We start from the raw sequence: 11,819 nt of genomic DNA on the forward strand, positions 1-11,819 counted from the left end.
CGGCTGGGCTCCTGGTTGGGTCGTTCGATCGTCGCGGTCGGCGGCTTCAGGCGTTCGCCGGGATGATCAGCGGGTCGCCGAAAGCGGCGACCAGATTGCAGAAATCGAGGACATGACGGACAGCCGGACTGTGTCGGCTGATCGTCAGCCGCTTGCCTTGCTGCAGCGCTTCGCGCTTGAGCAGGATGAGCAGTTGCAGGCCGGCGGTGTCCATCGTCGCCACGCCGGCGAGATCGAGTTCGAGGTGGTCGGCCGCGGCCAGCGCGGCAAGCAACTGTTCCTTCTGTGCCAACGCCTGGTAGATCGTCATGTCGTCGTCGATGACGAGAGGCTTGGCCGGGTAGTCGTCCATGGTGATGCCCTCCTTGGTGAGCGGCTGATGCAGTTCAGAACAGTTCGACGTTGCCTGGCTTCGGCGCGGCGCGCGCCGCCGCGTCAGCGCCAGCCCCGGCGCCCGGGCGCGTGGCTGAGCGCGCCTGGCTGGCGGGAGCAGCGCGCATCGCCTGCTGGTGGGCGCTGCGTTGCTGATCCATCACGTAGCTCGAAAAGACCTGTTCCATCTGCTTCGCCAGCGGTTCGACGGCGTCCTCGCGGCGCACGTCGACGCCCGCTTCCAGCACACCGGCCAGCGCTTCGGATTGGCGGTCGAGGCGCTCGATGCCACCGATCACCTGTTCGATCTGCTGCCGCGTCACGTCCTGGAACTGCACGCTGGCCAGGGCGTCGAGGAACATCGCAGCAAGCTTTCCGCTGCTCTGGTTGATCGTTGCCAGGATGCTGCGCTCGCGCGCGGTGAGGTCTTCGTAACTGGTGCCGAGCGCCTCGAGCTGCTGAGCGAAACGCTCCAGGCTGTCGCGCTCCTCGTCGATGTGCGAGCGCGCGACGCGTTCGGACGACTGACTCTCGATGATGCGCGCGACGGCAGCGATGCCGTCGTTGATCTTCTTCACTGCCGTCTCGGTTTCGTGCGAGAGCTTGCGCACTTCGTCGGCAACGACCGCGAAGCCGCGCCCTGCCTCGCCGGCGCGCGCGGCCTCGATGGCGGCGTTGAGGGCGAGCAGATTGGTCTGGCCGGCGATGTGCCGGATCAGGTCGACCAGCGCTTGCAGTGCCTTTGCTTCGCGCACGGCGTCGGCGCTGCGCGCTGCATCGGCCGCCGTTTCGTCGATGCGTTGGGCGATGAAGGCCTTCAGGCGGTGGATCAACTGGCGATTGGCGACGCGCGCGCCCTCGGAATGCTGTGCCACCGACTCGGCCTCGGCGGCGGCAGCGGAGACGAAGCCGCTGAGCTCGGTGACCACGTCGTCGATCGTCTGCAGGCGTGAAGTCATGTCGAAAGCGGCCTTCTCGGTCTGCTCGACGACGCTGCGCAAGTGGCTGACGAGAATCTGGTTGAAACGCGGAACGTCACGCAGTTCGGGCAGGGCGACGCGCTGGCAGACCTTGTTCGACGGGCAGGGGGGGCGTTCGTCCTTGAGCTGCGAGTCGATTCCCATGTGCGCGTCGTGATAGAGCAGGCGTGAGGCCAGGTGCTGCACGGCAACGAACAGAAGCAGCCCGCAGAAGGTCATCAGCGTGTCGATGCTGCGGTCGCCGAGCCCAAAAACGCGGCCGAGCAGGTGGTTGTATAGGCCATGGCAGAGAAAGACCGCGAGGACCGCGGCGAGGGTCGCCGCGATACCGGTGAGCAGCGTGCGCTGCCGGAATTGGCGGTAGAGTTCGTTCGGCGGGGTAGCCATGGCGCGCGTTTCGTCTTACTTGAGCACAAGCTTGATGGTGTTCAACAGGTCGTCGGCGGTCGCCGGCTTGACGATCCAGCCCGAGGCGCCCGCCGCTTTGGCTTCCGCCTTGCGGCTCTGTTGCGACTCGGTGGTCAGGAAGAGGATCGGCAGGAAGCGGTAGGCAGTGAGCGAACGAACTTTCTTGATCAGCTCGATGCCGTTCATTCCCGGCATGTTGAGGTCGGTGATCAGGAGGTCGACCTTCACCCCGCTGTTGAACTTCCTCAGCGCTTCCTCGGCGTTGGCGGCCTTTTCGACGGCGTAGCCCGCCTTGCCCAGAATGCTCGAGACGCTGAGCAGGATGGTCGTCGAATCGTCGACGAGGAAGATCGTTTTCGCCATGGTCAGTCCTTTACCAGGGCGCGATGGCAAGGCCGTCGCGTACTTTTGCTGATGACTACAGGCTAGTCGAGGCGCTGCGCTTCGGCTATCCGGACATCTACGCAGGGCTCAGTAGAAGTACGGAGAAGTGCCAGTGGCGAGCGCGCCCCCGGGGTAGTGCGCGGCAGGCGCGAGTTTTCCCGGCAGGGGCGCAGCCGGGCGCGCTCCCTCGCTACGCCGGCAAGGGGGGCGTTACTGTGCGACTCGCCTGAATTGCTTCGTTGACGCCTGCTCGGTGGCGGGCCAGCTTAGCGGCATCGGCAAGGGCAGCGGTTTCCGCGCACCACGGTGCGCCAGCGATATTGCGCTGGATGACGGACTGGCAGACGTTCGGCTGCATCCGGCTGACGAAGTCGACGCGGTCGCGTCGAGTGCGCAACGGAAACGCGGCTCACGGTGGGTGGCAACTCAAAGCTTCTTGTGCACATGGTTTTCTCCCGAGTCAAGGGCAGTTCCGGATGAGCGTACACGCCGCTTGCCTGTTCCTCGCTGCCGCGAATCAAGCGGTACGGCAGCCGGGAGTTGCAGGGGGCGCGTCAACTCGCTGACGAAAGCATTGCTGGAGTGGGCCTTGGCGGTGGCCTTCCTCGTAGGCGGGCTAGAAGCGTTCGAAATCATGTTCTGACGGCGCTGCGCCAGCGGCCGGCGGCAGCGGCAGCCGACGCGTGAGCGTTGTGCCCTTGCGTCCGGCGGGCACAGCGGGCGTGCTTGCCCCGGCGCTGGCCGGCGAGCGGGAGGCGGCGGCAAGGCGGAAGAAAGTCATCAACTCCTGCAACTGGGCGGCTTGCCCACCGAGTTCCTCGGCCGTGGCGGCGAGTTCTTCCGAGGCGGACGCGTTTTCCTGCGTCGCCTGGTTCAACTGGCCCATCGCGCCGTTGATCTGGCCGACGTTGGCCGACTGCTCCCGGGATGCGGCAGCGATTTCCTGGACAAGATCGGACGTCTTCGTGATCGACGGCACCATGTCGCCGAGTAGCGTCCCGGCTCGCTCAGCGAGCTTGACCGAGTCATGGGCGACGTTACTGATCTCCTGAGCGGCAACCTGGCTGCGTTCAGCGAGCTTGCGCACTTCGGCCGCAACGACCGCGAAGCCCTTGCCGTGCTCGCCGGCGCGCGCCGCCTCGATCGCCGCGTTGAGTGCCAGCAGGTTGGTCTGGTAGGCGATCTCGTCGACGATACCGATCTTCTCGGCAATGCTGCGCATCGCGGCGACCGTACGCCCGACGGCCTCGCCACCTTCGGCCGCCTGGCGCGCGGCGCTCGCCGCCATGCCGTCGGTGACCCGTGCGCTCTCGGTGTTCCGAACGATCGAAGCGCTCATTTCTTCCATGCTGGCGGTGCATTCCTCGACCGAAGCAGCCTGCTCGCTGGCCGATTGCGAGAGCGACTGTGCGGTCGCCGAAACCTGGCCGGAGGCGTTGCCCAGGTTGTCGGCAGCCGTCCGCACCTCACCGATGATCTCGCCCAGCTTGCCGACCATCGCGCGCATCGCCGCGAGCAATTGGCCGACTTCGTCCTGGCTGTCCGAGCGAATGTCGACCGCGAGGTCGCCGCCGGCCAGCGAATTCGCTGCGCTCACCGCTTCGTTGATCGGTCGGGTGATCGAACGGGTGATCCAGAAGGCGAAGCCAATGCCGACGATGAAGGCGCCGGAAGACAGGCCGAGAATGATCAAGGCGGCCTGCCTGGCGTCCTTCTCGGCACGGGCGCCGGTCTCATTCATCACTGAGACCTGGAACTCGATGAAGTTACGCGTCGCTTCCAGGTAGTCGTTCTGCACCTTGCGGTAGCTGCCCACCAACTGCGCCCTCGCTTCGTCACGCTTGCCCGCTCTGGCGTTGGCGATGAGCTGATCCATTTCGGCGGCGAAGGCCTTACGCGCGTCGATCATCTTGCCGAGCAGTCTCTTGCCGGTTTCGGTATTGCTCGACTTCTCCAGTTTGGCGATCGCTGCACTCGCTGTGTGTCGTGCCTCGATAACGCGCTCGAGTTCCTTCTGCACCTCGGCCGGTTCGCTGAGAATGATCGCATTACGCGCAGCACGGGCGACGACGTTGATCTGCTCGATCACGTCGTTCGCCCAGACGGTCTTCGGAAAGCGGTCTTCGACCAACTCGCCGATTCCATCTGCCAGGAGTTGGGTGCGGTTGTAGGAGACGATGGCGAGGGTGGCGAGCAGGGCGAGGACGATGCCGAAACCCAGCCCGAGACGGGCGCCGATACGGAGATTCTTGATCACGTTCCTTCCTTATTGGGCTGAAAAGCTGTCGGGACCGGGGCGGGAGTGGCCGGCATCAATAGTGTCGTTGGCATTTGGGCTCGTCGAAACGTGTGCGACGAGCAAGCTCGCCGCGCTGGGTTTGTCGAGGCTGGAGCCTAGCCGGACCAACGCCGGATGAAAATCCGCAAATACACGCACGCCTCAGTAGAAATACGGATGTTCGATCTTCGATCGGCACCGGCGCGCGCCGGCCTACTACTCGATCTAATGAGGGAATTGTTCACCCCGCGAGAGGCCTCGGATGGTCCTCTTTCGCTTGCGGCGCCGCAGATGCGGCCGGAGCGGGCCGCCAGCAGCATGCGCTTGGCATGCGGCGCGCGTGGCCGGCGAGCGCTGCGAACGACGATCAGCGAGCGCCGCCCAGCGCAGGCGGTGGGTTCAGCTCGTGGGGGCTTGGCCGACGACCATGGCGACCAGTTCGGCCGTGCTGTGTGCCTTGGCTTTGGCCATGATGCTGGCTCGATGACTCTCGACCGTGCGTTCGCTGATTCCCAGTTCGGCCGCGATCAGCTTGTTGCGCTTGCCGCTGATGATCGCGCTCAGAATGTCGTGCTCGCGCGGCGTCAGCGACTGCCGCCAACTGTTGGCGGATGTCGTCTCGGCGACGCGCCGCTCCTCGGCCAGGTGCAGGGCCGTGTTGACGCGCTCGATCAGGTGCTGAACGTTGAAAGGCTTCTCGATGACATCGAAAGCGCCGAGGCGCATCGCGCGCACGGCTGTCGGAACGTCGGCGTATCCGGAAAGAAAGATCACCGGCAGTTGTGGGCTGCGCTGGCGGAGCCAGTCGTGGATTTCTGGTCCGGTGATGCGCGGCATGCGGATGTCAAGCAGGACGCAACCCGTTTCACCGGGTCGCCAGCGCCGCATGAAGTCCTCGCCCGAGGAAAACTCCAGCGTGGTGAGGCCGATGCTGGTCAGTACATCGACCAGGTAACGCCTAACCTGTACGTCGTCGTCGACGATGCAGACGGTGGTGAGCCGCATGGATTGAGTCATGGCACTTTGGCGAATCGGTCGACCGAATTCCAACATGATCGGACGCGAGGGGTCTCGATTATACGTGCGCGCCGCAAAAAGGGGAGAATGCGCTGCCAGGAACCTTTGGAGGGATGATCGATGACGCGAGGGAGGAATTCGATAAGCGCGGCGCTGCCCCGCACAGAAAACGACGAGCAGCCAGGCGCCGCGGCAGCGCCTCTGCAACAGCGTCTCGACCGGCTCTTGACGATGGGCGCGGTGTCGGCTGGTGTCGTCCATGAGTTCAACAACCTGCTGGTATCGATCATCGGTTTCGCCACACTCGGCAGGAGTCTGCCGGCGAGCGACGACGCGCTGCCGCGCCTGCGTTCGTATTTCGGCGAGATCGAAGCGGCCGGCCAGGGCGCGCGCGCGCTGGTCGAGCAACTGGCCAGGCTGGCGCGCGAGGCACCCGGGCAGGGCGATCTGCTCTCGCTCGCGCTGCTTGCCCGGGAGTTGGTCGAGCAGCTGGCGGATTCCTTTGCCCCCGGGGTGAGCGTGGCGATAGTGATCGACGACGATCTGCCCCCGCTGGCGATCCCCCGCGTGCACGCGCACCGGATTCTGTCCAATCTGTGCCGCAACGCCCGCGACGCGATGCGTAGCCCGGGTTCGGTCATCCTCTCGGCGCGTGTCGTGCGGTCTGCTCGGGGAGAAACCTGCACCTCATGTCGGCAGGCGATCGCCGGCGATTTCGTCCGCCTGGCGGTGCGCGACCAGGGGCCGGGGATCGCGTTGGCGCTGCACGAGCGTGTCTTCGAGCCGTTCTTCACGACGCGTCGGGAGATTGGCGCGATCGGCTTGGGTTTGACCGCGGTGCATGGCTTGGCGCATTTACATGGCGGCCATGTGCAGCTCGTCAGCCCAGCCGCCGGGGGCTGCGAGCTTGCCGTCTTCCTGCCGATCGAGCCGAGGCCCGCGGCTGACCGCTGAGGCCAGCCGGTGCCGCGACCGACGTGTTTCCAGAAGACGGTACGGCGAGGCGGCCGGCGGCCAACACCGCGCGCCTTGGCTGAACCAGCGCCGCGAATTCGTCGCACGCTCAGGCGCCCGGCGGTGTGCGCAGCCACCGGGTAACTTCTTCGAGCAAGACGTCCATGGCGAACGGCTTGCCGATGAAGCCGTTCATCCCGGCTGAAAGACAGGCCTCTTGGACGCCACTGACGACGTTGCCGGTCAAAGCCAGGATCGGCGTGTGCCGGTTCGCGGACTTGCGGCGAATCAGCCGGGCCGCCGTAAGGCCGTCGACCTGCGGCAAATGCAGATCCATGAGAATCAATCCATAGCGCGTCGTCAGCGCGAGCTCGACCGCTTCCTTCCCGTTCACGGCACAGTCCATCGCCAGACCGACGGTGGTCAGCATGGCGGCGATCACTTCACGGTTGGCCCGTTCGTCATCGACGACAAGAATCCGGCTCGCCTGGCGCCGACGCTCGCCGGTCTCGTCGCTCGGCGTGGCGGCCGGTGGTGCGGCCGACCGCTTCTGCATGACTTTCTTCAGGCGTACGGTGAACCAGAAGGTGCTGCCCTTGCCCGGTTCCGTCTGCGCGCCGACCTCGCCTCCCATGAGTTGAGCGATCTGCTTGACGATCGCCAGTTCAAGGCCGCTGCCGCCGTGTTGGCGGGTCAGGGAATTGTCGCCTTGCTCGAAGTGCTCGAAGATGCGCTGCAGCGTGCCCGTGGGAATGCCGATTCCGCTGTCGCGCACGGCAAAGCGCAAAAGGACGCTTTCCTGGCGGTCTTCCAGGACGTCCACCTCGAGAGCAACCCCTCCGCGCTCCGTGAACTTGATCGCGTTGCTGACGTAGTTGAGAAGCGCCTGACGCAGGCGCGTCGGATCGCCGAGCAGCGGGCCGGGAATCCCCTGGCAGTTGCTGTCCAGCCGCAGACCTTTTCTTTGTGCAGCCTCGCTGGTCATTTCGACGACACTGTCCACGATGGCGCAGATGTCGATCGTCGTCTCTTCAAGGATGAGCTTGCCGGCTTCGATCTTTGACAGGTCGAGGACAGCGTTGAGCACGCCGAGCAGATGCTGCGCGGCATCGTTCATTTTCTGCAGACGCTCGGCCTGACGCGGCGGCAGACCTTCGCGTTTCATCAGCTCGCCGAGGCCGAGGATGGCGGTCATCGGGGTGCGAATCTCGTGGCTCATGTTGGCGAGAAAGGCACTCTTCGCCTTGCTCGCCGCTTCGGCCTTATGCATTGCCTCGGCCAGTTGCCGTGTGCGCTCTTCGACCCGGGCTTCCAGGCTTTCGGTCAGCTCGCGCAGTTCCCTTTCCGATCGCCGAGCGTCGTCGAGTTCGCCCAGCGCCTGCGCGCGGCCGTGCGCCGCATCGGCGCCCAGGTCCTGCACCACGCCAACCAGACGGCGCTGTGAACCGTCCGCCTGCTCGAAGATCTGCAGACGCGCGCCCAGCAGGCGCGTCTTGCCATCGTCCTGGCGCACGATGCGGTAGTCGAGCGCCTGCGGCGTGCTGCGCAGCAGAGCGGCGTGCAGCGCTTGCGTGAAAGCCGGCGAGTCGTCTGCGTGTACCAGACCGACCAGTTCGGCGAGCGAGCTCGGAACCTGGCGACAGCCATGAATGCTCAGCCATCCGCGCGTGCAGACGATCACATTGCTGCCTATCGTCCATTGCCAGGTGCCGATCCCGCGCAGCCATTCGCCGACCTCAAGCAACGTCATCTCGGGCGTCCCTGCCGGATGATCGAATGTCAGTTCTGCATCGTCCTTCATCGTCATTCCCTCACAACGTGAGGCACGATACAACATTCTGCTTGACTTTTATATCGATGTGCCTACACTCATCGACATATTTTGAAACGTGCTGGAGGTACGTTGATGCGAGGCGATTACGGCCGCAGGATTCCGCCCGAGTGGAGTGCCATGTCGAAGGTCTTCACGGCGCTGGGCGACGAGCACAGGCAGCGAATCCTGCTGCTTTTCGAACCCGGTGAACGGCTGAACGTCAGCCAGATCGCGGACGTTTCAACACTTGCCCGATCGACTGTTTCGCACCACCTGAAGACCTTGCGCGAGGCCGAAGTGCTCGCCTCGGAAAAGCTCGGCAAGGAAGTCTATTTCTGGATCAACCACGCTTTTCTCGAGGAGTGTCTGAGCAACGTCCTGCGTTACCTGCGCGAGTCGGTGCAATGAAGCGCGAGCGCTTGCCGACAGACGATGCGCGCAGACGCAGTCGGCGCCGCTTCCTGCTGGGCGGGGCAGCGATCGGCGGCACAGCGCTGGCCGCCTGCATGAGCCTGGGGTCCGCGACTCTGTTCAACTCGTGTCGCGCGCGGTTGCCGGCGGACGCGGCGCTCGACGAACTGATTGGTTTTGCCTGGCAGGGCATCGACCCGGCCGAGTTTGTCGACTGCCATGTCCATCTGGTCGGCACCGGCGATTCGGGTAGCGGAATCGAGGTCAATCCGCAGATGGAGAGTCTGTTTCACCCGCTGCAGTACGCGCAGCGCCTGTTCTACCTGAACGCCGGTTGCGTGCACAATGCACCCGGCCGCGTCGACGCGAGCTACCTCGAGCGCATGCAGAATCTGGTCGATGGCTTGCGCCCGGGCGCCAAGCTCTTGCTCTTGGCCTTCGAGCGCGCGTATGACGAGCAGGGTCGGCCGGACTTCAAACACAGTTCGTTCTACCTGCCGAACGCCTACGCGCAGGCCGTCGTGCAGCGCCATCCACAGTACTTCGAGTGGGCCGCTTCGATCCATCCGTACCGGTCAGACTGTGTCGAGGAACTGGCGGCGGCGGTGCGCGGTGGCGCGCGTGCAGTGAAGTGGCTGCCGCCGGCCATGGCGATCGATCCATCGTCGCCGCGCTGCGACCGCTTCTACCAGGCGCTGGCGCAGCACGATCTGCCGCTGATTACGCACGCCGGCGAAGAAAAGGCGGTACACGGTGCCGAACTCGAAGCGCTCGGCAATCCGCTACTCCTGCGCCGAGCGCTGGACCACGGCGTGCGCGTCGTCGTCGCGCATTGCGCGTCGCTGGGCATGGCGGCCGACCTCGATCGTGGTCCGCACGCGGCGCCGGTAGCGTGTTTCGATCTGTTTGCCCGGATGATGGGCGAAGCCCGTTACGCCAAGCTGCTCTTCGCCGACATCTCGGCGCTCACCTTGCGCAACCGCCCACCCGAGACCTTGCGCGTCCTGCTCGAGCGCGAGGAATGGCACGCTCGCCTGCTCAACGGCTCGGACTATCCTCTGCCCGGCGTCGTGCCGCTGATCCTGCCGGCCGACCTTGCTGCGCGCGGCCTGCTGCCAGCGTCGGCGGTCGCCCGGCTGGAACTCATCCGGGAGCATAATCCGCTGCTTTTCGATTTCGTTCTGAAGCGTCATCTGTCGTCGAACGGGCATCGCTTTCCGCCCGGAGTTTTCGCCACGCGCCGCTTTTTTGACAGGAGGACGGCATGAGTTCACAGTTTTCGCTGCTCGGAACGCGCCGCTTTGCGCCGTTTTTCGCCACGCAGTTTCTCGGTGCCTTCAACGACAACCTGTTCAAGAATGCACTCGTCGTGCTGCTCACCTTCCAGGCGGCAGCGTGGACCACGCTGGCGCCGGAAGTGCTCACCAACATCGCTGCCGGTATCTTCATCCTGCCATTCTTTCTCTTCTCAGCCACCGCTGGGCAGTTGGCCGACAAGTTCGACAAAGCCCGCCTGGCGCGTCTCGTCAAGCTGCTCGAGGTGCTGATCATGGGCGTCGCGCTGCTCGGCTTCGTCAGCCACAGCCTGCCCATCCTGCTCGTCGCTCTCTTCCTGCTTGGCCTGCATTCGACGTTCTTCGGACCGGTGAAGTACGCCATTCTGCCGCAGCATCTGCGCGACCACGAACTCGTCGGGGGCAACGCGCTGGTCGAAGCAGGAACCTTCGTCGCCATCCTGCTCGGCACGCTGGCGGGCGGCCTCCTTGCCGGCGCGGCGGCGCATCCGACCTGGGTCGCTTACGCCGGGTTGCTCGTCGCGGCGCTCGGCTATCTGTTCAGCCGCGGCATTCCGGCCGCGCCGGCGCCGGTTCCGCAACTCGTCGTCGGGCTGAACCCTTTCTCGGAAACCTGGCGCAACATCGGTTTTGCCCGGCAGAACCGGACGGTCTTTCTGTCGATCCTTGGCATCTCATGGTTCTGGCTCTACGGTGCGCTTTTTCTGGCACAGTTTCCGGCCTACGCCAGGAACGTGCTTGGCGGCAACGAGGCTTCGGTTACCTTGCTGCTGGCCGTGTTCACGGTTGGCGTCGGCCTTGGTTCTCTCCTCTGCGAGCGACTGTCGGCCGGACACGTCGAGATCGGTCTGGTGCCCTTCGGTTCAATCGGCCTGACCGTTTTCGGCATCGATCTGGCCTTCGCGTCACCGGCGCAACTGCCGCTCGGCGCGCCGCTGGAACTGACCCGCCTGCTGGCGCTGCATGCCAGTTGGCGCGTCCTCTTCGACCTCTTCGCCCTGGGACTTTTCGGCGGTTTCTTCGTCGTCCCGCTCTACGCGCTGATCCAGTTGCGCAGCGCGCCTGAACAACGGGCGAGAATCATCGCCGCCAACAATATCCTCAACGCCCTGTTCATGGTCTGCGGTGCGCTCGCCGCCGCCGGCCTGCTCAGCAGCGGCGTGTCGATTGCCGTCCTCTTCGCGATCGCCGCCCTCTGCAATGCGGCCGTGGCCGTCTACATCTACAGCCTGGTTCCCGAGTTCATGCTGCGTTTCGTCGCCTGGCTGCTGGTGCACTCGGTCTATCGCCTGCGTCAGCAGGGACTGGAAAACATCCCGGCCGAGGGTGGCGCGGTGCTCATCTGCAACCATGTCAGCTTCGTCGACCCGATCGTCATTGCCGCCGCCTGCCGCCGTCCGATCCGCTTCGTGATGGACCACCGAATTTATCGCCAGCCGCTGATCGGTTTCGTTTTCCGGCACATGCATGCGATTCCGATTGCGCCGGCGCGCGAAGATGAAAGCATGATGGAAGCGGCTTTCGAAGAGGTCGCGCATGCGCTGAGCGCCGGCGAACTGGTCGCGATCTTTCCCGAAGGGCGGATTACCGATACCGGCGAGCTCTACCCGTTTCGTCCGGGCGTCCAGCGCATCGTTGCGCGCACGCCGGTGCCGGTGATTCCGATGGCGCTGCAGGGGCTTTGGGGAAGCTTCTTCAGCCGCAAGGACGGACCGGCGATGAGTCGACCGCTGCGGCGCGGCATGTTTTCGCGTATTTGCCTCAACATCGGCGCGCCGGTGGCACCCGGCGCAGCGACGCCCGAACGGCTGCAGAGCCTGGTTGCCGGGCTGCGCGGCGATTGGCGTTAGCGCCTCGCCCGGCTGCTCGTCGGGCACGGCGCGCTGGCCGGGCGGTGCACCGTTTGG

Annotated in this window: 10 protein-coding genes; 4 read left to right on the top strand and 6 right to left on the bottom strand. The window is 65.0% G+C overall.

Annotated features, from left to right (window positions below; translation table 11 throughout):
- Positions 1 to 46: 46 nt before the first annotated feature.
- The 5 genes from Q1L59_RS04810 to Q1L59_RS04830 form a co-directional block, all read right to left on the bottom strand.
- Positions 47 to 352 (bottom strand): STAS domain-containing protein, encoded by a 306-nt coding sequence (locus Q1L59_RS04810; protein WP_300328806.1) that lies wholly within the window; start codon positions 350 to 352, stop codon positions 47 to 49.
- Between the two features lie 34 nt (positions 353 to 386).
- On the bottom strand, positions 387 to 1,739 hold the full coding sequence (locus Q1L59_RS04815; protein ID WP_300328808.1) for a methyl-accepting chemotaxis protein: 1,353 nt from the start codon (positions 1,737 to 1,739) through the stop codon (positions 387 to 389).
- Between the two features lie 15 nt (positions 1,740 to 1,754).
- Positions 1,755 to 2,123, bottom strand: coding sequence for a response regulator (locus tag Q1L59_RS04820; RefSeq protein ID WP_300328811.1), 369 nt, complete (start codon positions 2,121 to 2,123; stop codon positions 1,755 to 1,757).
- 637 nt (positions 2,124 to 2,760) lie between these two features.
- Positions 2,761 to 4,401 carry a methyl-accepting chemotaxis protein gene (locus tag Q1L59_RS04825; protein WP_300328814.1) on the bottom strand — a complete coding sequence of 547 codons (1,641 nt, stop codon included), beginning with the start codon at positions 4,399 to 4,401 and terminating at the stop codon, positions 2,761 to 2,763.
- A 420-nt stretch (positions 4,402 to 4,821) separates the two neighbouring features.
- Complete coding sequence (locus tag Q1L59_RS04830) at positions 4,822 to 5,427, bottom strand: response regulator (RefSeq protein ID WP_300328817.1); 606 nt, start codon at positions 5,425 to 5,427, stop codon at positions 4,822 to 4,824.
- Positions 5,428 to 5,670: 243 nt separating this feature from the next.
- Here Q1L59_RS04830 and Q1L59_RS04835 point away from each other — a divergent pair, with 243 nt between their 5' ends.
- Entirely contained in the window at positions 5,671 to 6,393 is a 723-nt protein-coding gene (locus Q1L59_RS04835) for an ATP-binding protein (RefSeq protein ID WP_300328820.1), read from the top strand.
- 109 nt (positions 6,394 to 6,502) lie between these two features.
- On the opposite strand, the gene Q1L59_RS04840 is transcribed toward Q1L59_RS04835, so the two are convergent.
- On the bottom strand, positions 6,503 to 8,194 hold the full coding sequence (locus Q1L59_RS04840; RefSeq protein ID WP_300328823.1) for a PAS domain-containing hybrid sensor histidine kinase/response regulator: 1,692 nt from the start codon (positions 8,192 to 8,194) through the stop codon (positions 6,503 to 6,505).
- Between the two features lie 105 nt (positions 8,195 to 8,299).
- Between Q1L59_RS04840 and Q1L59_RS04845 the strand changes: the two genes are divergently transcribed.
- Genes Q1L59_RS04845 through Q1L59_RS04855 form a run of 3 tightly spaced genes read left to right on the top strand, consistent with a single transcriptional unit; the run spans position 8,300 to position 11,762 of the window.
- Entirely contained in the window at positions 8,300 to 8,614 is a 315-nt protein-coding gene (locus tag Q1L59_RS04845) for a metalloregulator ArsR/SmtB family transcription factor (RefSeq protein WP_300328827.1), read from the top strand.
- Positions 8,611 to 9,885: an amidohydrolase family protein gene (locus Q1L59_RS04850; protein ID WP_300328830.1), complete on the top strand. Its 1,275-nt coding sequence runs from the start codon at positions 8,611 to 8,613 to the stop codon at positions 9,883 to 9,885. Before Q1L59_RS04845 ends, Q1L59_RS04850 begins: the two co-directional genes overlap by 4 nt.
- Complete coding sequence (locus Q1L59_RS04855) at positions 9,882 to 11,762, top strand: MFS transporter (RefSeq protein ID WP_300328832.1); 1,881 nt, start codon at positions 9,882 to 9,884, stop codon at positions 11,760 to 11,762. The genes Q1L59_RS04850 and Q1L59_RS04855 overlap by 4 nt, the downstream gene beginning before the upstream one ends.
- The last annotated feature ends 57 nt before the right edge of the window (positions 11,763 to 11,819 follow it).

Origin of the sequence: Accumulibacter sp. (assembly GCF_029255125.1) — a bacterium.
GTDB lineage: Bacteria > Pseudomonadota > Gammaproteobacteria > Burkholderiales > Rhodocyclaceae > Accumulibacter.